The sequence below is a fragment of the Gibbsiella quercinecans genome (genome assembly GCF_002291425.1).
In the GTDB taxonomy this organism is placed as follows: domain Bacteria; phylum Pseudomonadota; class Gammaproteobacteria; order Enterobacterales; family Enterobacteriaceae; genus Gibbsiella; species Gibbsiella quercinecans.
The window spans coordinates 454,503-478,077 of the sequence record NZ_CP014136.1 but is presented as its reverse complement, the minus strand read 5'-3'; the positions used below and the strand labels follow the sequence as shown (position 1 = coordinate 478,077).

Annotated in this window: 23 protein-coding genes and 1 pseudogene; 16 read left to right on the top strand and 8 right to left on the bottom strand. The window is 50.9% G+C overall.

The genetic code is table 11. The features are described from left to right. Window positions 1-3: 3 nt before the first annotated feature. Window positions 4-561: a histidine phosphatase family protein gene (locus tag ACN28Q_RS02290; RefSeq protein WP_095848875.1), complete on the top strand. Its 558-nt coding sequence runs from the start codon at window positions 4-6 to the stop codon at window positions 559-561. A 73-nt stretch (window positions 562-634) separates the two neighbouring features. On the opposite strand, the gene ACN28Q_RS02285 is transcribed toward ACN28Q_RS02290, so the two are convergent. Further along, window positions 635-1,969, bottom strand: a complete 1,335-nt coding sequence (locus ACN28Q_RS02285; protein WP_095844845.1) for an aminotransferase-like domain-containing protein — start codon at window positions 1,967-1,969, stop codon at window positions 635-637. 77 nt (window positions 1,970-2,046) lie between these two features. On the opposite strand from ACN28Q_RS02285, the gene ACN28Q_RS02280 reads away from it, so the two are divergent. Together ACN28Q_RS02280 and ACN28Q_RS02275 are read left to right on the top strand one after the other, a co-directional pair. Continuing rightward, the gene (locus tag ACN28Q_RS02280) at window positions 2,047-2,964 is read left to right on the top strand and encodes a DMT family transporter (protein WP_413541187.1); all 918 of its coding nucleotides are present in this window, start codon (window positions 2,047-2,049) and stop codon (window positions 2,962-2,964) included. A gap of 60 nt (window positions 2,965-3,024) precedes the next feature. Next, entirely contained in the window at window positions 3,025-3,918 is an 894-nt protein-coding gene (locus ACN28Q_RS02275; protein ID WP_095844843.1) for a dihydrodipicolinate synthase family protein, read from the top strand. 100 nt (window positions 3,919-4,018) lie between these two features. On the opposite strand, the gene ACN28Q_RS02270 is transcribed toward ACN28Q_RS02275, so the two are convergent. Next, window positions 4,019-5,047, bottom strand: coding sequence for a LacI family DNA-binding transcriptional regulator (locus ACN28Q_RS02270; RefSeq protein WP_095844842.1), 1,029 nt, complete (start codon window positions 5,045-5,047; stop codon window positions 4,019-4,021). A 321-nt stretch (window positions 5,048-5,368) separates the two neighbouring features. On the opposite strand from ACN28Q_RS02270, the gene ACN28Q_RS02265 reads away from it, so the two are divergent. The 5 genes from ACN28Q_RS02265 to ACN28Q_RS02245 are packed head-to-tail and all read left to right on the top strand — an operon-like array spanning window position 5,369 to window position 9,615. Beyond that, window positions 5,369-5,845, top strand: a complete 477-nt coding sequence (locus tag ACN28Q_RS02265; protein ID WP_095844841.1) for a PTS sugar transporter subunit IIB — start codon at window positions 5,369-5,371, stop codon at window positions 5,843-5,845. Window positions 5,846-5,858: 13 nt separating this feature from the next. Then, window positions 5,859-6,662, top strand: coding sequence for a PTS mannose/fructose/sorbose/N-acetylgalactosamine transporter subunit IIC (locus tag ACN28Q_RS02260; RefSeq protein ID WP_095844840.1), 804 nt, complete (start codon window positions 5,859-5,861; stop codon window positions 6,660-6,662). Next, on the top strand, window positions 6,646-7,497 hold the full coding sequence (locus ACN28Q_RS02255; RefSeq protein WP_165907010.1) for a PTS system mannose/fructose/sorbose family transporter subunit IID: 852 nt from the start codon (window positions 6,646-6,648) through the stop codon (window positions 7,495-7,497). The genes ACN28Q_RS02260 and ACN28Q_RS02255 overlap by 17 nt, the downstream gene beginning before the upstream one ends. A 13-nt stretch (window positions 7,498-7,510) precedes the next feature. After that, complete coding sequence (locus tag ACN28Q_RS02250; protein ID WP_095844838.1) at window positions 7,511-7,936, top strand: PTS sugar transporter subunit IIA; 426 nt, start codon at window positions 7,511-7,513, stop codon at window positions 7,934-7,936. Beyond that, window positions 7,933-9,615: an alpha-glucosidase gene (locus ACN28Q_RS02245; RefSeq protein ID WP_269467119.1), complete on the top strand. Its 1,683-nt coding sequence runs from the start codon at window positions 7,933-7,935 to the stop codon at window positions 9,613-9,615. The genes ACN28Q_RS02250 and ACN28Q_RS02245 overlap by 4 nt, the downstream gene beginning before the upstream one ends. Window positions 9,616-9,764: 149 nt before the next feature. Here ACN28Q_RS02245 and ACN28Q_RS02240 read toward each other — a convergent pair whose 3' ends face one another. Together ACN28Q_RS02240 and ACN28Q_RS02235 are read right to left on the bottom strand one after the other, a co-directional pair. Then, window positions 9,765-9,905, bottom strand: coding sequence for a hypothetical protein (locus ACN28Q_RS02240; protein WP_165907009.1), 141 nt, complete (start codon window positions 9,903-9,905; stop codon window positions 9,765-9,767). A 200-nt stretch (window positions 9,906-10,105) separates the two neighbouring features. Further along, window positions 10,106-11,619 (bottom strand): IS3 family transposase gene (locus tag ACN28Q_RS02235; protein WP_418251455.1). Its coding sequence is split into 2 segments (ribosomal slippage): window positions 10,106-11,169 and window positions 11,169-11,619, totalling 1,515 coding nucleotides; the frame shifts between segments, so codons are not numbered across the junction. Window positions 11,620-11,709: 90 nt separating this feature from the next. Here ACN28Q_RS02235 and ACN28Q_RS02230 point away from each other — a divergent pair. Continuing rightward, window positions 11,710-12,170, top strand: a pseudogene (locus ACN28Q_RS02230) (isochorismatase family protein); the annotation flags it as partial. A 35-nt stretch (window positions 12,171-12,205) separates the two neighbouring features. Here ACN28Q_RS02230 and ACN28Q_RS02225 read toward each other — a convergent pair. The 3 genes from ACN28Q_RS02225 to ACN28Q_RS02215 form a co-directional block, all read right to left on the bottom strand. Continuing rightward, complete coding sequence (locus ACN28Q_RS02225; RefSeq protein ID WP_095844836.1) at window positions 12,206-13,723, bottom strand: FGGY family carbohydrate kinase; 1,518 nt, start codon at window positions 13,721-13,723, stop codon at window positions 12,206-12,208. A 261-nt stretch (window positions 13,724-13,984) separates the two neighbouring features. Next, window positions 13,985-14,938, bottom strand: coding sequence for a transketolase family protein (locus ACN28Q_RS02220; protein WP_095844835.1), 954 nt, complete (start codon window positions 14,936-14,938; stop codon window positions 13,985-13,987). After that, the gene (locus tag ACN28Q_RS02215) at window positions 14,931-15,761 is read right to left on the bottom strand and encodes a transketolase (protein WP_095844834.1); all 831 of its coding nucleotides are present in this window, start codon (window positions 15,759-15,761) and stop codon (window positions 14,931-14,933) included. The genes ACN28Q_RS02220 and ACN28Q_RS02215 overlap by 8 nt, the downstream gene beginning before the upstream one ends. Before the next feature lie 315 nt (window positions 15,762-16,076). On the opposite strand from ACN28Q_RS02215, the gene ACN28Q_RS02210 reads away from it, so the two are divergent. Then, on the top strand, window positions 16,077-17,027 hold the full coding sequence (locus tag ACN28Q_RS02210) for a sugar-binding transcriptional regulator (RefSeq protein ID WP_095848873.1): 951 nt from the start codon (window positions 16,077-16,079) through the stop codon (window positions 17,025-17,027). 103 nt (window positions 17,028-17,130) lie between these two features. Here ACN28Q_RS02210 and ACN28Q_RS02205 read toward each other — a convergent pair whose 3' ends face one another. Beyond that, window positions 17,131-17,283, bottom strand: coding sequence for a hypothetical protein (locus ACN28Q_RS02205; protein ID WP_165906997.1), 153 nt, complete (start codon window positions 17,281-17,283; stop codon window positions 17,131-17,133). A gap of 427 nt (window positions 17,284-17,710) precedes the next feature. Between ACN28Q_RS02205 and ACN28Q_RS02200 the strand changes: the two genes are divergently transcribed. The 6 genes from ACN28Q_RS02200 to ACN28Q_RS02175 are packed head-to-tail and all read left to right on the top strand — an operon-like array spanning window position 17,711 to window position 23,559. After that, on the top strand, window positions 17,711-18,646 hold the full coding sequence (locus ACN28Q_RS02200; RefSeq protein WP_095844833.1) for a MurR/RpiR family transcriptional regulator: 936 nt from the start codon (window positions 17,711-17,713) through the stop codon (window positions 18,644-18,646). 40 nt (window positions 18,647-18,686) lie between these two features. Continuing rightward, window positions 18,687-19,724, top strand: a complete 1,038-nt coding sequence (locus ACN28Q_RS02195; RefSeq protein WP_095844832.1) for an ABC transporter substrate-binding protein — start codon at window positions 18,687-18,689, stop codon at window positions 19,722-19,724. Between the two features lie 35 nt (window positions 19,725-19,759). Beyond that, window positions 19,760-20,536 (top strand): ABC transporter ATP-binding protein, encoded by a 777-nt coding sequence (locus ACN28Q_RS02190; protein WP_095844831.1) that lies wholly within the window; start codon window positions 19,760-19,762, stop codon window positions 20,534-20,536. 14 nt (window positions 20,537-20,550) lie between these two features. Then, window positions 20,551-21,306, top strand: coding sequence for an ABC transporter permease (locus tag ACN28Q_RS02185; RefSeq protein WP_095844830.1), 756 nt, complete (start codon window positions 20,551-20,553; stop codon window positions 21,304-21,306). A gap of 33 nt (window positions 21,307-21,339) precedes the next feature. Next, the gene (locus ACN28Q_RS02180) at window positions 21,340-22,575 is read left to right on the top strand and encodes a Zn-dependent hydrolase (protein ID WP_095844829.1); all 1,236 of its coding nucleotides are present in this window, start codon (window positions 21,340-21,342) and stop codon (window positions 22,573-22,575) included. Window positions 22,576-22,605: 30 nt separating this feature from the next. After that, window positions 22,606-23,559, top strand: a complete 954-nt coding sequence (locus tag ACN28Q_RS02175) for an N-carbamoyl-D-amino-acid hydrolase (RefSeq protein WP_095844828.1) — start codon at window positions 22,606-22,608, stop codon at window positions 23,557-23,559. Window positions 23,560-23,575 lie beyond the last annotated feature (16 nt).

Sequence of the window (23,575 nt, the reverse complement as noted above, 5' to 3'; positions counted from 1 at the left end):
GCGATGCCGACATTATTGACCCTGATATGCCAGGGGGAAACCGCAGCGGCCAGGCGTTCGCGGTTTCCCCTGGATGAACCGCTGGCGGCGCAGGTGCCGCCGCAGATACAGCATCTACCGCAGGCGGCGTATCAGGCGGTGTGGTGTGCGCCCCAGTTGGCCGCCCGGCAAACCGCCCAGGCGCTAGGGTTGCACGCCAACGTAGACGAAGCCCTAAGGGACTGTGATTACGGCACCTGGGCGGGGTTGCCGTTGATGCAGGTGATGGCCGAGGATAGCCACCATTTTGCGGCCTGGTTGGAGGGGGGCGCGCCGCCGGGCGGCGAGTCGGCCGGGCAACTGATCGCGCGTTGCAACAGGTGGCTGGCGCAGCGGATGAATGCCGGCGGCCGGCACTGCGCGGTGGTTCCCGCCGCCGTGATCCGCGCCATAGCGGTCGGTTTGCTGGGCGCGCCGGTTCAGGCGCTCGCACGGCTTGATATTCATCCGCTGAGTATCAGCGAGCTGAGTAGCGACGGCCGCCGCTGGCAGCTATGCCAACTGGGCCGGCGCGTTGATTAGCGCCTGATGAGCCGCTCCCCCACGTTGGCGATGGGCTTTTTTACGTTACGCGACCGGTGACGGCGCATCGGCATCAGCGGTATTGCTCAAACTCAATGGCCTGTCTGACCTGCAAAAGCGCCGTGCGCAGGTTGTCGATGGAGACGGAGCCCAGCGCAATCCGTATCGCCTGCGGCACGTTCGCGGCGGTAGTGAAGGGCTCGGCGGTCGAGACTGAAATGTGGCTGTTCATTAATTCCCGAACCACGCGGTCGGCTCTGCTGTCTTCCGCGAGCGGGAGCCAAAGAAAATACGAAACCGGGTGGGCGATACAGGGGAGTGCGCCGAGGCTTTCTCTCGCCACAACCTGGCGCCGGCGCGCGTCGCGCCTTTTGAGCGTTTCAAACCGCGCCACGGTGCCATCCTGGATCCAACCGCAGACCAGGGCCGTCATGAGGGAAGGCGTATTCCAGGTGGTTGCCCTTATTGCCCGCTCAAGCGCCGGCCGATATTGATTTGGGCAGATCACGCTACCCACACGTAATCCAGTGGCGATATTTTTCGAAAAACCGGTGACATAGACGGTTCTTTCCGGCGCATAAAAAGCCACGGGTGGGGGTGGGCGCCCGATTAAATACGCATACGCAGCATCTTCTATGATGAGCAGATCATGCTGGCGGGCAATGTTTGCCAGTTCCTTCCGCTGCCCATGATTGAGCACCCAGCCCAGTGGATTGTGCAGCGTGGGCATGGTGTAAAGCGCACGAACATGGCGTTTTAGACAAAGCTGGCGGAGCGCACCCAAATCCGGGCCTTCGGCGTTGTATGGGATGGCAATCAGCTCAAGATGATAGAGCGCTGCAAGCGCTTTAAAACCGGGATAAGTCAGTGCATCAACCGCCACCACATCGCCGGGGCTGAGAAGCCCCATCACGGTGATGGCAAGCCCGTGCTGGGCACCATTGACGATCAGTACATTTTCGGCATTTGGCACAAAGCCATTGCCGGCAAAATGACGGGCGATAATCTCCCGTTCCGCCTGCCGCCCGGCATGAGGCTGATAGCGGAGATGTGATTCAATATCGCCCACGGTCGAGACTTGCCGGAGAGCGTCGCGCAGCAATTCCCCCTGTCCGGGCAGGGAAGGGTAGTTGAAGTTCAGATCCAATACGTCGGTTGCTACGGCGTGTTGATCCACACCGTGCCCCATTGGCAGCGAAATTTCCCGGACAAACGTTCCGCGCCCGGTTTCGCCGCTGACCAGCCCCATTGCTTCCAACTCGGCATAGACGCGGGTCGCCGTCGCCAGCGATATGTGCGCTTCGCACGCCAGCCGCCGGTGGGTGGGCAACTGGGTGCCTGCCTGAATCTGCCCAGAGCGGATGGCCTGCGCGTAGTTATCGACGATGGCTTTGTAGCGCGCCTTCATGAAATGTATCCATGACAATAATTTGATTGTATTAGATTGAGCAGATTAACATCGACCCATTGATAGCTCAAATCTTCATGACATACAGATACAGTGAGGTAAGCGTGGTTAATCCAGTGGTCGATAAAACAGGGCCGGGGGCGCTATCCGGTTGGCTTAATGGTTTACTGGGCGTACTGATTTTTAGCGGTTCGCTGCCGGCAACCCGTATTGCCGTACTTGATATGGATCCCTTCTTTCTGACTTTCCTGCGGGCCGCTATCGCTGGCGTCCTTGCGGCCATGCTGATCTTTGGTTTTCGCGAGAAGCGCCCGCATCCGGCGCAGATTGGCCCACTGCTGATTGTCTCACTGGGCGTGATCATTGGATTTCCATTGCTGACGGCGATGGCGTTGCAGCATATCACCGCTGCACACTCCATTGTCTTTCTGGGGTTGTTGCCGCTCACGACGGCGATCTTTGGCGTGCTTCGCGGCGGAGAACGCCCGCGTGCGGCTTTCTGGCTGTTTTCTGTGCTTGGCAGCCTTCTGGTGGTGGGATTCGCACTTTCGCAAAGTGCCTCGGTCTCACTGACGGGGGATCTGTTGATGCTCGCGGCGGTTATCGCCTGTGGTCTGGGTTATGCCGAGGGTGCCAAACTGACCCGCCAGTTAGGCGGTTGGCAGGTCATCAGTTGGGCGCTGATTATTTCGCTGCCATTTATGCTGATAGCCGTGTTTATCACGCAGCCTGCGTCTTTCAGCACCATCGGTACTTCCGCATGGCTTGCGTTGGGCTATGTGTCTATCTTCAGCATGCTGATCGGTTTCATCTTCTGGTACAAAGGGCTTGCCGCCGGCGGTATCGCCGCCGTAGGCCAATTACAACTGCTGCAGCCGTTCTTCGGGCTTGCATTGTCCGCCACGCTGTTGCACGAAACCGTCAGCCCCCTGATGCTTGCCATTACGCTTGGCGTTATTCTGTGCGTGATCGGATCGCGCAACTTTGCGCGTTAGCTCACCTATCATACCGTGCCGTACAATGGCACATCGCCGCTACTTTTACAGGAATCAACGATGTTTAAAGGTCTTAGTGCTTTTCCGCTCACACCGTTGGTCGGTGGTGAGGTTGATGAAAAATCGTTTCTTGCGCTGATCGAAAATCTGGCCGGTGCCGGGGTGGATTCCATTGGGGCGCTAGGCTCAACGGGCAGCTATGCCTATCTGACGCGTGAGCAACGATTTCATACGACGCAACAGGCGGTCAGCGCGGCAGCGGGGATCCCGGTGATAACCAGCATTGGCAGTGTCAGCGCGGAAGAGGTGCTAAGGCTGGCGGAGGATGCTCAAAAAGCCGGCGTGAGCGGCGTTCTTCTGGCCCCGGTTTCCTATCAACCGTTGACCCATGATGAAGTTTTCTCGCTGTATGAGCGCGTGAGCCGCGAACTGTCCGTTCCGCTCTGTATCTATGACAATGTGGCGACGACCCGGTTTGAATTTACGGACGAGCTGCTGATTGCGTTATCCAGGCTCAATGCTATCGGCTCGATCAAACTCGGCGATCTCCCGGCCGATCGCGATGCGGCCAGGGAACGCGTCAGAAGGCTAAAAGCGCGCGTTTCTGACGGTGTCACTATCGGGATCAGCGGCGATGCTCAATCTGCGGCAGGGTTGATTGCTGGTTGTGATGTTTGGTACTCCGTGCTCGGGGGGCTTTTCCCGCACTATGCCCTGCGCCTGACAGAAGCGGCATTACGCCAGGATGAGAGTGAAACGCATGAGCTGGATGTGGTGTTGGCGCCATTGTGGGCATATTATCGCCGCCACGGTAGCCTGCGGGTGATCGCCACGGTGGCGGAGATCCTGGGGGTTGTTTCGATGCCGTGTCTGCCGTTTCCGCTACAAACATTGAGTGGCAAAGAGCGGGATGCGTTGCAACAGACGCTGGAATCACTGCATTTTCTGGCCTGATAGCAGGTTTTGTTGTAAACGCTTTTGCCGGTTGCTGCAGCGTCCGGCGGGGGTATTCCCGTGCGCTAAAAGTGTACAAGAAATAACATTAACGCTCCGATTATTTTTCTTGTTTATTATCTGATAATTTTGCAACAGATTCATTCTCTACAATCCGGTGGGGCACAACGAATTTCATTCCATGAGATTTCTTTCCGTTTATCTGTTCCACAAGATGTTTCAAACTATATTTCGCCAATAAATCAACATTTATATCTATAGTTGTAATGTATGGATGAGATAATGTAGAGAATATTGTATTGTTAAAACTAATGACGGATATATTCTGTGGGACAGCGTAACCAATATATTCAAGATGCTTGATGACTTTAAACGCAAGGAGATCTTCAATAATAACTACAGCAGTAGCTTTGGTTTCCTTTAGAATACTGCCAATGTTTTCTAAATCTTGGGGTTTTTCAATGTCAATTGCATCAAAAGGGATAAGATCTTGCATCAGCAAGGCTTTTTGATAACCAAAATATCGTTCAAAATGAACATTTTCTTTTATTCTGTTTGTGATGAAAAGGATTTTTTTATGACCATTTTTTATGAGGTAATCTGTCGCATGCTTGCCTAATAACTGGTTATCATTATCAACATAGGTAATGCTGTCTTCATTTTTACATGGCATACCTGTCAACGTGAAATTGAATTTATTTTTGTGCAAATACTCAATGACAGGATCCTCTATATTTGAATAAAAGAGAATAAAGCCGTCAACCTGTTTTTGATCATGCATCCGTTTTACATTCAATAACAGCTCATCAAAATTTTTTGACACGGCCAAAGCCACTGAAAGCCCAAATTTCTGGGCCTCGGTATTTACTGATTCAATAAACTCGAGAAAGAAAGGGATACTCATTTCTTCTCTTGATTTTAACGGTGGCAAGATTATCGCAATGGCATTTGCTTTCCCTTTTCCTAAGCTTCGCGCCGTTGAGTTAGGGGTGTAACCCAAATCCTGCATAATCCTGTTAACTCTTTCTTTCGTTTTTTCTGAGATATTGGCGCTATCGTTGATCACTCTGGATACTGTCGATGTGGCTACACCGGCCTTGAGCGCGACATCCTTAATCGTGATTGCCATTTAAATCGTTCCCCTAAAAAGATATCCAGCTCAACAACAATGGGTTAAACGATCAAGCTTAACAAACTTATTAAAAAAGTAAAGTTAGCATATAACCATATAAAAACAATGACATACAAAAACGCACTCCAAACACCCTGTTTGTCTCTACCACACTGAAACGCATCAGCCACCCACCATTTATGTGAGTAAAATCACATTCCTTAAACAATTCACTTTACCAAGGTTGGATAGCTATTATCATCCAATGCAAGCGGTTGCATTGATATTGCATTAGTTTGCATTAATACAAGAAAACAGATTGATTACTAAGGGGAAATTATGAGTGTTGTTCTGGCAAGAATTGATCAACGTTTGATTCACGGCATCGTTGTGACTCAATGGACTGGTTTTACAAAAGCAAAAAGGTTGATGGTTGTAGATGACGAAATCAGCCAGGATGAAACGCAAAAAGAAGTTATGCGGATGAGTAAACCGGTGGGTACCAATATGTCAATTATAGATACAACCACCGCGATAAATAATTTTAAAGGCGGGAAATATGATGGGCATAACGTATTTCTTATTGTGAACACGCCTGAAACATTATTGCGACTGGTTGAGGGTGGTGTAAAAATTCCTAAAATTAATATAGGTATTATATTTGATGGCGAGGGTAAAACCACATTGAAGAAAATGGTCTCCGTCAGCCCTAAAGAAGTCGAAGATTTGAAGAAGTTATCTTCACTTGGCATACCGGTAACTTTTCATTTTGTGCCAAATGATGCAGAAGAACCATTAGAAGCCTATATTAAATAGCAAAGGTGAGTAAATGGACATCATACAGGCCGTATTAATAGTGGCTTTAGCTTTCTGGATTGTTATCGACCAACAAGGGTTATGCCTGAGCACTTGGTTCCCAATAATGGTTTCTTTCTTTTCAGGCCTAATACTGGGGGATATGACAACTGCCATGATGATTGGCGGTACTTTTCAATTGATGTCGTTGGGTGTGGCGAATATCGGAGGTTCGTCCGTTCCAAACTGGGGCCTGGCAACGCTGGTCGGCATTTATGTGGCGATGAAATCCACAAGCAACATTGATGAAGCAAAGGCCATCGCTTTAGCTGTAGGCGTGCCCGTGGGTATGTTGGGGATCCAACTGGATGTACTGGCAAAGTTGCTGAATACCTACGTAGCAAATGCTGCCCAAAAAGCTGCCAACAATAAAAAATATCATAAAATGAATATGATATTCTGGGTAGGGCCGTTAATCTTCGGATTATCTACTGCCATCCCGGCTGCATTATGCGTTATTTTTGGTGACACGATCGTCAGAATGGTTTTATCAATCGTTCCCCAATGGTTTACGGATGGGTTGTCGATCGCAGGGAATATATTGCCTGTTGTAGGTATCGCGCTACTTCTTCAGGTAATGCCTGTGAAAAAGTATTTAAGTATGCTGCTGATTGGGTTTGTTGTCTCAGCGTATCTGAAGTTACCGATACTGGGTATTTCGGTACTTGGTTTTGCATTTGCATATTATTACTTTACTCAAAAAATGGCTGAACCCGATCAACAGTCAGCTAATCTAAAGACAACTCCGGCAGAGGGAGGCGATGACTTTGATGAATAGTCAATGCAATTCAGATTCAGAAAGTGCTGAAAGAAAAGAAATTGTCTTAACAAAAAAAGATATTAACAAAGCTGCGTTAAGATATATGTTTATGGCGTGCAATATATTCAACTATCAGACACAGCAAGGTCCTGCTGTTGTGTATGGTTTACAAAAGGCACTAAGAAAAATTCATCGTAATGATGAAGATTATATTGCATCACTGAATAATCATTTTAAATACTTTAACACTACCACCTGGATGGCTAACCTTTTACTCGGTGCAAGTTTAGCTATGGAAGAAAAGGATGGGCGGTCGTCTTTAAATGCCGTCCAGGCTTTTAAAACCGGCATGATGGGGCCTCTGGCTGGTGTGGGCGATACGCTCATTTGGGTTTTGTACCCTACGATTATGGGGTCTATTGCTGCATATATGGGGCTGGAAGGCAGCCCGGTTGGTGCGGTGATCTGGCTTTGTCTCAACATGATATTTCTTGTGTTCCGCTTCAAACTATTTCATATCGGATATAGCTCCGGGTTGAAGCTCGTGACCGCCTTAGGGAATAAGCTGACTATATTTACCGAAGCGGCATCAATAATGGGGTTGACGGTCGTTGGGGCCTTAATTCCAGCCGTTGTGAAAGTTAACGTGGGGCTAACCTTTACTTCCGGAGAAATATCATTACCGATTCAGTCTGAAATCTTAGATAAGATTATGCCATCGCTTATCCCAGCGGCATTAACATTAGTTGTATTTAAACTAATATCATCTAAAAAAATCAGCATAATGAATATTATATTTCTTGTGATTGGAGTGGCGTTACTGCTCTCATATTTTGGCATTTTGAAAGTTTAAAGAGAAGATGAAAATGAGGAAAATAATCATTGCCACACATCATCGGCTGGCTGAAGGCATGAAAGATACGGTAAAATACGTGCTGCCAGATACTGCGGATATTATCGCTATTTCCGCGTATTTAACAAATAAGCCTATTGATGAAGAAATCTCATCTGTACTTGCGGACGTTAACTTTCAGGAAGATGAAGTCATTGTCTTTACAGATATGTTAGGAGGCTCTGTTAATCAAGCATTTGCCCGGTATCTTAACAACGATAACTTGCATATCATTACCGGGGTTAACTTACCGGTTATTATGTCAATTTTGTTTGACCTTAATGAGGGGTTTATTGACCGGGATGCAATCAGAGAGGCCGTTAATGAGGCCAGGGAGCAACTTATTTATGTGAATGATTTTGTCGCTACAGCACCTGCTAATGATGAAGGGGATGAATGATGAGTGAGCGCTGGTGGAAACAATGCGTTGTATATCAGGTATATCCTCAAAGCTTCAAAGACTCAAATGGTGATGGCATCGGTGATTTAGCGGGGGTGGTTGAAAAGTTACCTTATATCAGTGAATTAGGTGCCGATGTTATTTGGCTTAACCCTATCTATGAGTCACCTCTCATTGATAATGGCTATGATATTTCTGATTATTATAATATCAATCCAATTTTTGGCTCGTTGGCTACTTTTAAGCAATTACTAAAAGCTGCACATGACCTGAATATAAAAATCATCATGGACCTGGTAGTCAATCACACCAGTGACCAGCATTATTGGTTTCAGGAATCCAGAAAAAGCAAATCTAATCCGTACGCAGATTTTTATATATGGAAGGACCCTGCAGAAGATGGGTCTCCCCCCACCAATTGGGGTGCGACTTTTGGCGGTTCCGCTTGGGAATATGTACCCGAGCGGAATCAATATTACCTGCATCTCTTTGCTAAAGAACAACCAGACTTAAACTGGGAAAATCCGGCAGTAAGAAAAGAAGTCTACAGGATAATGAAGTACTGGCTGGATATGGGTATTGACGGTTTCCGGATGGACGTAATCAGTCTAATCAGTAAAAGGCCCGATTATCCTGACGCACCCAGCGATGCCATCTATAGTAAGTCATACTACACCGGTGCGTCCAATGGCCCACGTGTCCATGAATTTCTACAGGAAATGCACCATGAAGTATTGAGTCAGTACAGTTGTATAACTGTTGGCGAGACGCCTAACACAAACAGTACACAAGCGTTATTATACACTTTACCAGAGCGTAAAGAGCTTAATATGATTTTCCAGTTTGACCACATGCATCTGGACTATGGTAAATATGGAAAATTTTCTGATGTTCGTTTCAAAATGAGCGATCTCAGAGCCACAATGACTGAATGGCAACAAAAGCTTGATGCTGGTTGGAATTCATTGTACTGGAGTAATCATGATCAGCCCCGTGCGGTAACCCGATTTGGGAATGATGGGCAGTTCAGAACAGCGTCGGCCAAGATGCTTGCGACATTATTACATATGATGAAAGGGACTCCCTATATTTACCAGGGGGAAGAGCTGGCAATGCGTAATGTTCCTATAGACGCTATAGAAAAATATAAGGACATTGAAACATTATCTGTTTACGAATCGTTTAAAAATGCCGGTCTTGATGATGATTATATAAAAAAGGCAATTTATTTAAAATCACGAGACAATGCCCGCGTCCCCATGCCTTGGGATGCTACTGAAAAAGCGGGCTTTACGACCGGGGAACCCTGGATAAATTTTTCTCCTGATAATGCGTTTATCAATGTCAAGGATGCTTTGAATGATGAAAACTCTGTTTTTTATCATTATAAGGAATTAATAAAAATCAGGAAAACGTATCCTGTTGTCGTGGATGGCAGATATGAATTAATAAATGATACGGATTCTGATGTTTACGGCTATATCAGGGTTTTGAGGGAAGAGATGCTGGTTGTTATCTGCTCTTTCTCTGAGAATAAGGTAAATTATATATTACCTGAACACTTGTTAACACACAGTGCAAAACTTCTGTTATCAAACTACGCGGGTTCTCAAGAATTGCTTGTTCAGAAACTGGAGTTACGGCCATACGAGGCACTGATTTATCATTGTATAATGTGAGTCTTCTCCCGAACGGTGAGTGATTTGTCGCAGCAGATGCGCATCTGCCCGAAAAGGAATAATAGGGTGGTGGCGTTCATTCTGCGGGCTCACGATGGGGTGTTTTACCGATGAATTTTGCAGGTTGCCAGCGCCAGGTAGCTAAAAATTTAGCTGGTCGACAGAATGTCGACCAGCTTGTTGTTCAATGCAGAAAGAGACGCTATCAGCACCGCAAAAATACCCGCTAAGGCGGCGCTAATATCCTGCGGCGTTGCCGCTTCCGGCTGTTTGAAATATTGACGTTTCATCTATGATTCAGCGGGGAATGCGTCATTCAGTAATTGCACGGCATTGCGTAGAGCCTGGTCCGCTTTAGGCAGTAGCCTGGCAAACAAATGCCATACGTGGAACACACCTGCAACTTGAAGTAGGAAGGGGATAAAATAGATTCTCTGTTTGGGTGTAACCGATGCGGTAAGTGTCAAGATAGTTGGCACCCCCGGTTAATTTAGGCTGCCTGTTTTTCCCGCTCTGGATTCAACATTACCTCGCCTATCGGTTGCCAGTTCCGTGTCCTGCCAGACCAGCGTTCAGGTCGTTGCGCTTTTGCCATCTGGTACACGTCATCCCGCTTCTTCAGCACCGTGCCATCTTCACCACGGTGCCGTTGGCCTGGCGTTACATACCTGATGCCGCTATGTCGATGCGTTTCGTTATACCACCGGGTAAAACTCTCTACCCATTCACGCGCATCATCTAACTTGTCGAACCCCGATGACGGCCACTGCGGCACATATTTCAGCGTCCTGAACAGCGACTCCACATAGGCATTATCGTTACTGACCCTTGGCCGGCTGTGAGATGGCGTTATTGCCAACTCATGCAGCTTCATCTGCAACGTCTGTGACTTCATCGCCGCCCCATTATCCGCATGCAGCACCGGCGGACATTGCCAGCATCCTTCCCGACGTACCGTGCGCTGTATCAGGGCGGCTGCCTGCTCGCCACTTTCTGCTTCATGCACTTCATATCCCACGATTTTTCGGCTGAAGAGGTCTTCCACCAGATACAGGTAAAACCAGCGTCCCTTCACGGTTGACGGGAGCCATGTGATATCCCATGTCCACACCTGATTCGGCCCACTGGCCTGCCAGGTCGTTGCCGGGGTGACTTTCTGTGCCGCTCGCTGTCGTCCCCTGCGATGCGCTTCTCCATGCCGACGCAGCACACGGTAGAAGGTTGATTCACTCGCCAGATAAATCCCGTTATCAGCCAGCTCCGGCACGATTTGTGACGGGGGCAGGCTGGCATACGCGGGTTGATGGCACACCGCCAGTATCTGTTGCTCTTCTTGCGCACTTAGCCGGTTCGCCGGCGAGGGTCTGACTGAGCTGGCACGCTTGTCCTCCATCGAGATTTGCCAACGCCGCCATGTCCGTTCACTTAATCCGGCTTCAGTGAGCGACACCGACAACCGAGCGCCTGACACCATCGCTTCGCGCACATAACCCACCAGGACCTGTCGCTCTGTGCCGGATGTCAGTCGTCCTCGTCGGTTTCCCCGTAGAAGTCCCGCAACTGCTTTCGGAGCACCAGTATCGCTGCCGCCTCCGCCAGCGCCTTTTCCTTACGAACCAGTTCGCGTTTCAGTTGCTTGACTTCTTTCTGGCTTTGTCTGAGCGCGGCTTTATCATTAGGCGAAGATACCTGCAAAAATCCTTGTTTCCACTGACTAATCTGCTCAGGATAAATCCCTTTCTTACGGCAGTATTGCGCCAGTTCCGCTTCACTGAGTGTGGCGGTTTCGATAATCACTGCCAGCCGGGCATCGGCTGACCATTGGTCTGTGGTTTTGTCTGCACCCGGCACCGGTATTCCCTCTGTTTTCGCCTTGTTACGCCAGTTATAGAGGGTAGCTTCTGATATCCCTTCCATCTGTGCAACTGCGGTGACGGTCATGTTGTAGGGCGGCAGTAATTTAGCCAGTGCGGCTGATTTACGTTCTGGTGAAATACGTTTCACGATCGGGTCCCATCTTGTCATTAGTGTTTTCGATAGGGGGTGCCATCTATCCTGACAGAGGGGGGATGGGAAAGCGTATAAAATGAAGCTATGATCGTTGTTGATATGCAAAACGGCGTATTCGCTACGCCGCGCCATGACCGGGAAGGTAAAGCTAATTTGATCAATCAGCTGATAGCAGCGGCGGGTCGGACGATATTTATTCAACATATTGAAGGCGAAATGGTCGAAGGCAGCGAGTTATGGCAAATTTTGCCGGAGCTTGAACAGCCGAATGGGGCGATTTATGTTAATAAAACGGCGTGTGATGCCTTCTGGAACACGAAACTGACAGATGTATACTTAGCCAACTGGGCACCAATAACTTCGTAATCTGCGGCTGCGCGACGGATTATTGTTTAGATACGACAATAAAAGTCGGCGCCAGCCAAGGTTATGCCATTACCGTCGCTTCCGACGCTCATACAACCTCAAACCGAATTTATGCGACGGCGCCACAGCTGATTGGTCAGCATAATGAGGTGTGGGCGGCGCTGAGTATTCCGGGGAATCCTGCTATAGCTATCATGTTTATGTCCTTTGTGTGTTATTTATTTAATCCTGATTTCCAGAGTGTGCGTTCCACGGCGTTCTGCCATTCACGCCAGCGCTTTTGTAAACGCCCATGGCGTTCCATATTCGGACGGAACTGAGTATGTTGAGAAAGTAAAGGGCGAAGCTCGTCAGACGTTGAACCATCGAGGGCTTTTCTGGCCAACAGTGCGGCGCCAATGGCAGAAAGTTCAGCAATATCGCTGCGCATTACCGGGCAGCCGAGCAGATCTGCCTGGTATTGCATTAACCAGTTATTTTTTGTTGGTCCGCCATCAACCATCAGTGCATTCAGGGTAAAATCTGAATGCTGACGCATCGCGATGACGACATCGGCAATTTGGTAGGTGATGGATTCCAGTGCGGCGCGAATCAGATGCGCCCGTTTTATCCCCCGGCTTAAGCCGCAAATTAACCCCCTGGCGTTCTCGTCCCACCAGGGTGCCCCAAGGCCCGTGAGCGCGGGAACGAAATAGACCCCCATCGTCGATTCGACGGAAGCCGGCAACGTGCTTAATTCGTGTGATAATTCATCGGCGGGGAGTTCGCTTAACCCCGTGCTGTCTGCCATCCATGCCACGGCATCGCCAGTATGTGGGATATTGCCTTCAAGGCCATAGACGATTTCATTGCCATCATGCCAGGCGATAGTGGTTGCAAGCGAATCAATATCACACTGAGCGGATTTAACCGGCGCCATGACAGAGGAACCGGTGCCATAGGTGGCTTTAACACAACCGAGTTCCCCTAAGGCATGGCCAAATAAAGCGGCATGAGAATCGCCGATCATCGCAAGCACGGGGATATTGTCAGGAATGCCGCTTAATCCTTTGGTAACGCCAAAATGGCTGCTGGAGGGTTTTACTTCAGGTAATGCAGCTTCCGGGATCTGAAAAATGGAGAGCATTTCAGGATCCCATTCACCGGTATGAATATTCAGTAGCTGGGTTCTTGAGGCGTTAGAATAATCGCAGTAAAAAGATTTCCCTCCGGTCAAGTTCCAGAGTAGCCAGGCATCAATGGTACCAAGGCAAATTTCGCCTTTTGCGGCAAGCGAGTAACCATTCGGTGTCGAATCCAGTAGCCAGCGCATCTTGGAACCTGAAAATAGCGGGGCGACGGGGAGGCCGGTGGCGGATTTTATATTTTTTTCGAGCTGATCTTTACGAATGCTCTCGCAATACTCTGAGGTTCTGGAACATTGCCAGGTTATTGCCGCGTTTAGCGGCTTGCCATTGCCGCGATACCAGCCAATGGCCGTTTCACGCTGGTTGCTGATGGCCAGTGCGGCCACTCTTTCTGAACCGACAAAATCAATCGCCTGGGCAATGACTTTCGTTGATGCCGCGATCAGCATCTCTCCTGATTGCTCTATCCATCCTTCGCGTGGGGTTTGGATCGATAATGCCTGAGAGAATTTACACAAGACGTTACCTTCGCCGTCCAGGGCCACGGCTTTGGCGTTTGTGGTTCCCTCATCAAGGGCAATAATAATATTATTTACAGCTGACATAGGTTTTCTCCAAATCATATTTGAATTGTTAATGTCAGTCAGCTTCGCTGGCTGTCGCCCTTGATGTTTTTAATGAATATATATTCAGTGGCGATTGTGTATAATTGTCAGGGCCGGAGACCCGGTTACGACAAACATCCCTGTTTGTCTCGCCTCAATCGTTCGCCCTTGGATGATTGCCCTGTCAACGGTGCCTTGCTCGGCAGGCCAAGACGCTCGCTGGAGGTCAAAACCCGAACCTATTGTCACCGGGTAATCTTGTTATTTTTTTGCCTGCGCCTGAAGCAGGGCGGTGGCATTTTTCACGATGCCGGCGGCATCTATTTCATGATGGGCGCGCGTTGCCGCACGATCGCCGGCGATGGCATACCCGCCGTTCGCAATGCCCAGGCGGCGTAATGGAATTGCGCAACCCGCCTCGGCAAGAACTTCTGCTACCAGGCTGCCGACGCCGCCGTTAATGTTATGCTCTTCTACGCTGACCACGGCCTGATGCGGTTTGAGGATTTCCAGCAGTTGCGCGGTATTGCATGGGCGAATGGAAGGCACATTGATCACCGTGGCTTCAATACCGTGCTCCGCCAGTTGTGCCGCCGCGGTGACGATTTCGTGCACGGTTGAGCCCATGGCGACCAATGCGACATCGTGGCCCTGGCGCAGGACGTCAATCTGGCCTGGCGTAAACTGGTAGTTTTCATCGTGCAGTTCAGGCAGCGCTTTCCCATCAAGACGGATATATACCGGGCCAACGTGCGCCAGCGCGTAATCGATAATCTGCCGGCATTCCAGCGGGCTGGACGGCGCGTATATTTCAATGTTGCCAAAGCCGCGCATGACGGAAATATCATCAATACTGTGGTGCGTGCTGGCCAGTGGTCCGTAGCTGGCGCCGGCGTTGAGGCCAAACAGTTTTACGTTGGTGTTGTTGTAGCAGACATCAACTTTAATTTGTTCGTTGGCGCGGGAGATTAAAAAGGGCGCGGCATTACAGGTGACGGCAACTTTACCGCCCAGCGCCAGCCCCGCGGCGGTGCCGACCAACGCTTGTTCGGCAATGCCGACGTTAACCAGGCGCTCTGGATATTGCTTGATAAACGGCGATATTTTGGCGGTTGATGTTGAATCGGCCACTACCGGCACCAGATCCACGCCGCGCTCAACGGCATCAATAAATGCATTCACCATGACATCGGCGAGATGTGCGTTATTACTCATCTTTCAGTTCCTCCAGCGCCAGTTCAATCTCTTCGCCTTTTGGTACGCGGTGGTGCCATTCGGGGCGCCCTTGTATAAAGGAAACGCCTGCGCCCTTGGTGGTATGCGCGATAATGACGTGTGGCTTGCCATTGGGTTGCAGACCTTCCAGCGTATTGACCACGTCGGCCATATCATTCCCTTTACATTCAGTGACTTCTATGCCAAAAGCGCGCCATTTTTCATCTAGCGGATCGGTATTCATAATGTCTTTGGTTGGGCCTGCCAACTGAAGGTTATTTTTATCATTAATAATGATGAGGTTATCCAACTGATAATGGGCGGCGACCAGCGCGGCTTCCCAGTTGCTGCCTTCCGCCAGTTCGCCATCGCCGGTCACGACGAAGACACGGCGCTGGCTGTTATCGCGTTTGGCCGCCAGCGCGATACCAACTGCAACGGGCAGCCCGTGGCCCAATGCGCCGGTATTTAATTCAATGCCCGGCGTTTTGTGGCGCACCGGGTGCCCCGGCAAGTGCGAGTCGGCATGCTGATAAGTGGCGAGCCAATCTGTTGGGATAAATCCTGCTTCTGCCAGAACGCAATAATAACCGCCCACGGCATGCCCTTTGGACTGGATGTAAATATCCCGCTCTTCACTGTTTTGCAGTTGCGGCGAGCAGTTAAGGATGCGGAAGTAGAGCGCAGTAAGCAGTTCAACCTGCGACAGGTCTGCGCCAGTGTGCCCACCGGCAGGGCTTTCAGCGTTTAACACAATGATACGGCGGCGGATCGATCGTGCTTTCTTTTCTAACGCCGCGATGGAGAGCGAAAACGGATTCATAGAACACCTCTTGAATGTAAATGCCGTTATGAATAAATATTCAATCAGGGTGAAAAAGAGCCTCGGCTGTTCTGATATTGCTAACACGCTGACAGAACAGGTGATTGCGTATTGCTCTGAATATATATTCACTACTGATTTATTATTCATAGGGGTAAGATAGGCTCTGTTGCCGGGTTTGTCTACGACTTGTACCGGCAATTTTCTAAAAAAGGAGAAAACGATCACATTTGAATAAAGAGGTGGAAGGGATACGCGCTTGTTATCTATTCAGCGATGAATAAAAATAACAAACATGAATCCAAGGGGAATGCCATGTCGAAACAGGATGAACAGCGTTTGCTGGTGAAGATCGCCACACTTTACTACAGCGAGAACAAAAAACAGTCGGAGATAGCTTCATTACTGCACCTGTCGCAATCTTTTGTCTCAAGAGCGTTGACGCGTTGCCAGAAAGAAGGGCTGGTGAAAATCACCGTCGTACAACCGACCAACATATTTGTCGAGCTGGAAAAAGCCATTGAACAACGCTTTGGGATTCGCCAGGCGGTCGTTGTGGACGTGGGGGATAATGCCGGCAGTGAGCAAATCAAGCGTGCCATTGGCAGTGCAGCTGCGCATTATGTTGAAACACGTTTACGCCCGGAAGATCTGGTTGGGATCTCCTCCTGGAGCGGTACGATTCGCTGCATGGTGGATGAAATGCACCCGCAGAACATTCATGCGGCGGGGGTTATTCAGCTTTTAGGCGGCGTTGGGCCAAACGGCAACGTTCAGGCAACGATCCTCACCCAGCAACTGGCGGCGCATCTCGCTTGCCCGGCATGGTTACTGCCCTCGCAAAGTATTGAACATTCCGTTGATGAACGAACCCGGCTGGTTAATAGCCCGGATGTGGCGGCCGTGGTGGACAAATTTGCGCAAGTGGATGTGGCGATTGTCGGTATTGGGGTGCTGGAACCCTCGCAGTTGTTGAAAAACTCCGGTAACTACTACAACGAAGAGATGCTCCAACTGCTGGCCGAACGCGGTGCGGTAGGGGATATCTGTTTACATTACTACGATGCCAGCGGCAAACCGGTATTAAGCGCTGATGAAGATCCGGTTATCGGTATGGAGCTGGCGCAAATTCACAGTTGCCAACATGTGATTGCATTAGCCGGGGGCGTGGAAAAAAGCAACGCGATTCGCGGCGCGCTCCAGGGCGATTATATCGATGTTTTGATAACCGATTATCCAACGGCCCGTTCACTGATCAAAGAATGATTTTTATCTTTTTAAAATGCCGGGTAGCGGGGTGATGGTCATCGCCCAGGAGCCGATGATGCCAGCTTTCCACTGCGTGTTTTCTGCCGGCAGAGTCATCATTTTATAGCTTGGGCAATATCGCCAAAATAGAACAGCCCCCAGTTGCCTCGCTGATGACGATTGAGCTATCCCAATGGCAGTCCCATGGCAGCGGCGCCAAACGTTTGGCGCGGCCTTCTTCGAGAATTTGCCGCAGGAAAGCAATACGCGCCACGCTTTCGCCTTTCAACTTGCCGCCGTGTGGCCAGACAGATCTCAGCGATCAACCTCCGGCGACATGGCGCTTCATCCCCGCAGATAAACGTTGCCGTTAGCCAGGAATCAGTAAAATGGCTTGGTTTAGTGTGGTTTCCTCGCTGCTCCTTTAGCTTCATTGTGGTGCGCTGCGCGCGGAATTTGCACCATAATTGTTTTGTTGTCTTCCTTTCCGCTTCGCCATGCGTATTTTTCCTTTCGCGTAAAAGAATAAAAGCATTATTTATCAAGTTAATAAAAAAATCCTTTTTGTCAGTATGGGTTTGGCCCACGCTTTGCTTAATGTTGGTACAGGTGTTTCTTTGATTATTAATTAATAAAACATTTGTGCCATTTCGTGGCACAGATTGCACCACGAAACGCTAAGTATCACGTAGACAGAGGGCATGATGAATAACGCGCTATCCGCACCAGAAGAACACACAAGCGTATTAAGTGAGTTACAAACCGCCATCCGCCTGAACTACGGCGCTTTATCGCCGGCGGAGAAGAAGTTGGTGGATGTCATTCTTGCGCATCAGTATCAGCTGGCGAGTTACAGCGCGACGGAGTTGGCACAGTTGGCTAGTGTTTCCAAATCCACGGCTGCACGCGTATTTCGGCGCCTTGGTTTTCAGGATTTCAACCAATTTCGTATGAAGTGCCGTGGTATTGAACCGATGGGTTATTCGCCGCTCACCAATCTGGAACAGCGCACGCCACACCCGATGACGATACACGAACGGCTTGATGTTCATATTGAGCGGGAACGCGAAAATCTGGCGGGCATGCAGCGCGATAGCCTGTCAGAAGAGCTGGAACGCGCGGTGCAATTGTTGCGTGATGCGCGGCGCGTTTGGGTTCTGGGCTTTCGCAATAGCTATGCGCCTGCTTTCTACGCTCAATCGCTGTTTTCGCACGTATTGAATGACGTGCAACTGGTGAACGATCCCGCTGCAAAATTTGCCGATGTGCTGGCAGATATCCGCGCGACGGACGTGCTGTTCGTCGTGGATTTCCCTCGCCAGTTCCAGTTGCTCCCACACCTGGTGCGGGTGGCGAAAAATTATCAGGCGCGCATTGTGGTGCTCAGCAACACCCTTGTTTCTGACGTCTGCGCGCTGGCTGATGTGGTCATCCCCTGCGCCGCAAAATACAGCGATATTTTTGATTCCTACACCGCCGCCATCAGCATGGTCAATTTTATCGGCAACGAGCTGGCGGCCTGTTGTTCCGAGAAGGCAAGCCAACGCATGCAACGCATGGAGGATATTCATCAGCAGATTGGCGACCTGTATCAGCTTGCTCCGCGCTCATCGGCGGACGACAAAAACCGTGGTTAATCCTGTTACACATTGACTTTCTAAATCGAGGACATTCGTGATGTTGACATCCACATTCGCAAAAATGCACAAATTGGGTTGTTCGGCGCTACTGTCTCTATCCGTATTAGCCACACAGGCCTATGCGGCAGATCCCGTCAAGGTGAAATTTTCGCTCGATTGGCGTTTTGAAGGCCCATCGGCCCCATTTTTAATGGCCAAGGCCAAGGGCTATTTCGCTCAGGAAGGGCTGGACGTACAGATTGACTCGGGCAACGGTTCCGCCGGGGCGGTGACCCGTGTGGCAACGGGTGCCTATGACATGGCATTTGCTGATTTTAACGCATTGATCGAACAGGAATCTCTGCATCCCGGCACTGGGATCAAAGGTGTTTACATGTTGTATAACGTCACTCCGGCCGCCGTGTTCCTGCTGAAAAGTTCTGGGGTGAAAACGCCGGCAGATTTGCAGGGCAAAACGATCGCTGCCCCTGTATTCGATGCGGCGCGCAAAGCCTGGCCGGCTTTCGCAAGAAAAGTGGGGCTAAACAAGGATGCGGTCACCTGGCAATCCGCGGATCCTACCGTTACCGCCAACCTGCTGGTACGTAAAAACGTCGATGCCATTTCCGGTTTCTATTTTACCAATTTGCTGAATCTGGAAGCGCGCGGGGTCAAGGCGGACGATCTGGTTGTCTTCCCGTATGCGCAATATGGCGTCGATCTGTACGGCAACACCATTATTGCCAGCAAAGAGATGTTGGAAAAACACCCGGATACCATCAAAGCCTTCTTGCGTGCCTTTAATAAAGCCGTGCAAGAAACGCTCGCCGATCCCATCAGCGCAGCCAAATTTGTCAAACAGCAGGATTCATTGATTGACCTGCCGCTGGAAACCCGCCGCCTGGAGCTGGCGTTTGGCCAACTGGTTGTGACGCCGGAGACCAGGAAAAACGGCTTGGGCGATGTGGACGCCCAACGTTTGAACAAAGCCATCGCCGATGTGGTTGCCGCCTTCGATTTGAAAGAGACGCCTAAGGCTGATGTGTTGTTCACCAGCGCGTTGTTACCGGCGCCGGCAGATCGCGCAGTGCGGTAATTTCTTCAAGGCAGCATGATTTCAGGTGGTGATAAATGAGCTTCGTTAAATTCGAGAATGTCAGCCTGGCATACAACAGCGAACAGCTGGCCATAAAGGATATTAATTTCAGTATCAATGAAAATGAATTCGTGGCGCTGGTCGGCCCTTCCGGCTGTGGTAAATCGACGTTCATGAAGTTGACCTCGGGGCTGATCGCGCCAAGCAAGGGCTACGTTTTCGTCAATAAGCGTGAAGTGTCGGGGCCGCAGAAATGCGTCGGAATGGCGTTTCAGGCTTCTAACTTACTGCCGTGGCGCACTACGCTGCAAAACGTCATGCTGCCAATGGAGATCGTGGAGCCTTACCGCTCTACGCGGCGTAAAAAAGGGCGCGAGTATGAAGAGCAAGCACGTGCGTTGCTCAAACGCGTTGGGCTAGAGGGGTATGAAGACAAATTCCCGTGGGAACTGTCCGGCGGCATGCAACAGCGTGCCTCTATTTGTCGCGCGCTGATCCATAAACCGCGTTTGCTGATGTTGGATGAACCGTTCGGCGCGCTGGATGCATTCACCCGTGAGGAGCTGTGGTGCATGGTCCGAGATCTGTGGCAGGAAGCGCCTTTCACCGTGGTGCTGGTCACACACGATCTGCGTGAAGCCGTATTTCTGGCCGATACCGTGTACGTGATGAGTGCGCGTCCAGGGCGGATTATTGCGCGCCGGGAGATCGAGATACCACGTCCACGCGATCTTCAGGTGGCCTACACCGATGCCTTTTCTCGCTATGTGCTCGAACTGCGTGAACACATTTCTTCCCAGCATCATGCATAAATGGAGAGCCAATCGTGATATCTCGCCATACGTTAATCAAGATTGCCCCTTGGGCTTTGTTGGTCCTGCTCGGGGTCGTCTGGCAGGTCGTGGTGGTGGGGCTTAATGTTCCCAGCTACCTGTTTCCCTCACTGAGCGATGTAGGTCGTTCATTGATTGCTGACTGGCGCCCTATTGCCGCCCATTCATTACAGACGCTTTATACCACGCTGGTGGGCTTTGTGCTGGCGGTTGCCTTCGGCCTGGTGTTGGGGGTAGCCGTGGGCGCCTCCACGCTGGTGTATAAATCCGTATACCCGCTGCTGGTGGGGTTTAATTCTATCCCTAAAGTGGCTTTTGTCCCGGTGCTGGTGGTGTGGTTCGGCATTGGCACCGTGCCGGCTATCGCCACCGCCTTCCTCATTTCCTTTTTTCCGGTAGTGGTCAATGTGGCCACCGGGCTTGCCACCGTGGAGCCGGAGATGGAGGACGTGCTGCGTTCACTGGGCGCTTCGCGTATCGACATTCTGAAAAAGGTCGGGTTGCCCCGTTCGCTGCCTTACTTCTTTGCCTCATTGAAAGTGGCGATCACGCTGGCGTTTGTTGGCTCGGTCATTTCAGAAACGGTGGCCTCCAACCTGGGTATTGGCTATCTGATGATGTCTGCAAGTTCCAACATGAATATGGCGTTGGTGTTCGCCGGTTTGATCGTGATCGGTGCGATGGGCGTGGTGATGTACGAGATCTTCGCCTTTGTTGAAAAACGGATGACGCACTGGGCGCATCGCTGATAACGGCCCAGCCAAAATGAGGACAGATATGCTATGACGAGCGATTTACACATTAACGGCGAACGCCTGATGGCGTCGCTATATGAACTGGGCGCGATTGGGGCGTTGCCACAGGGTGGCGTGTGCCGTCTGGCGCTCAGCGATGAAGACAGGCAGGGACGGGATTGGGCCGTTGCGCGCATGCGGGCGTTGGGGCTGGATATCACGATAGATGCTATTGGCAATACCGTTGGCATCTACGCCGGCTTAACCGATGCACCGCCGGTGATGATGGGTTCGCATATTGATACCGTGGCGACGGGCGGACTTTATGACGGCAACTACGGTGTGCTGTCTGGATTAGAGGTGATTGCTACGTTGAAAGATGCGGGGTTGCGCCTGCGTCGGCCCCTTGCCGTCGCCTTTTTTACCAACGAAGAAGGTTCGCGTTTTCAACCGGACATGATGGGCAGCCAGGTGTATCAGGGCGGGCTGTCACTGGAAGCCGCGTTGGAATCGCGCGGTATCGACGGCGTTACCGTGGGCGAAGCGCTACGGAACATCGGCTATGACGGCCCGGCTCCGGTCGGTAACAACCGTGTGGACAGCTATGTCGAACTACACATCGAGCAAGGACCGGTGCTGGATGAAGAAGGGCTTACCATTGGGGTGGTGGAGGGTGTGCAAGGCATCTCTTGGACCGAATTCCAATTGCAAGGTGTTTCCAATCATGCGGGCACCACGCCGATGCGTTTGCGCCGAGATGCCGGGTATGTAGCTGCCCGCATTGGCGTTTTCGCCCGTCAATTGGCGCAAGAACTGGGCGGCGATCAGGTGGCAACCGTCGGGCACGTGGTGTTCAACCCTAATCTGGTCAACGTAATCCCCGAAATCGTGACCTTGACGGTGGATTTACGCAATACCGATGCGCAGGTACTGCGCCAGGCAGAACAGAGCCTATGGGCCTTTGCCGCACAGGCGGCAGAAGAGGAAGGGGTAGCGCTGTCACGCAAAACGCTGGCTCGTTTCGAACCGACCCGGTTTGCATCGGACATGGTAGCGCTGATTGCGGAACAGGTGCGCGAACGCGGTTTACCGTCCCGCCGCATGCCGAGCGGCGCCGGGCATGATGCGCAAATCATGGCGGCTATCTGCCCGGCAGGGATGATCTTTGTGCCAAGCCGGGCGGGGCTAAGCCACAACATTCAGGAATTTACGGCACCGCAGGATTTGATCGCGGGTGCGAACGTTCTGCTAGGCGTGGTGATACAGCGCGCCGACCGTGCCTGATACCGAATGCATTTAGAGGAGAAAATACACATGGCGCGTTATGTCAATGTTGCTATTGGCCAGTTAGGGCCGGTCAATAAAAAGGATTCCCGTGCCGCCGTGGTGGCGCGGTTGATGAGCCTGATGCGGGAAGCTCACCAACTGGGCGCAGACCTGATTGTTTATCCTGAGCTGGCGCTCACCACCTTTTTCCCACGTTGGTATATCGAAGATGAAGCGCAGTTGGACGGTTGGTGCGAAACGGCCATGCCGGGAAACGAGACGCAGCCGCTGTTCGATCTGGCGCGTGAATTACAGGTGGGTTTTTGTCTGGGCTACGCCGAACTGAGCGTGGAACAGGGCAAAAAACGACGTTTTAACACCTCGATTCTGGTGGATAAAAACGGTGACATCGTCGGCAAATACCACAAAGTACACCTGCCGGGGCACCGTGAATATGAACCTTGGCGTGAGTTTCAGCATCTGGAGAAACGTTATTTCACGCCGGGCAGTGAGTTTCCGGTATTTGACGCCTTTGACGGCCGGTTTGGCATGGCGATTTGTAATGATCGCCGCTGGTGCGAAACCTACCGCGTTATGGGGCTACAGGGCGTGGAAATGGTGTTGATCGGCTATAACACCCCGGTGCACAACGCCCCTGCGCCGGAGCATGATGACCTGTCGCTGTTTCATAATCAGCTTTCCATGCAGGCAGGCGCTTATCAGAACGGCACCTGGGTTGTCGGCGTGGCCAAAGCCGGCACGGAAGAGGGCGTGGAGCATATCGGCGGCAGTTGCATTATTGCGCCTTCTGGCGAGGTGGTGGCCAGTTGCGTCACCAAAGGCGATGAGGTGGCGATCGCACACTGCGATCTCGATTTCTGCCAGATCTATAAACGCACCACGTTTAATTTCGACTTGCATCGCCAGCCCAATGCGTACGGCCCTATTACCATGCTCAAGGGTGAAGCGCTTCTGGCAGATGGCAACCCACGTTGCAAATGAGGTTAGTCATGGCAGA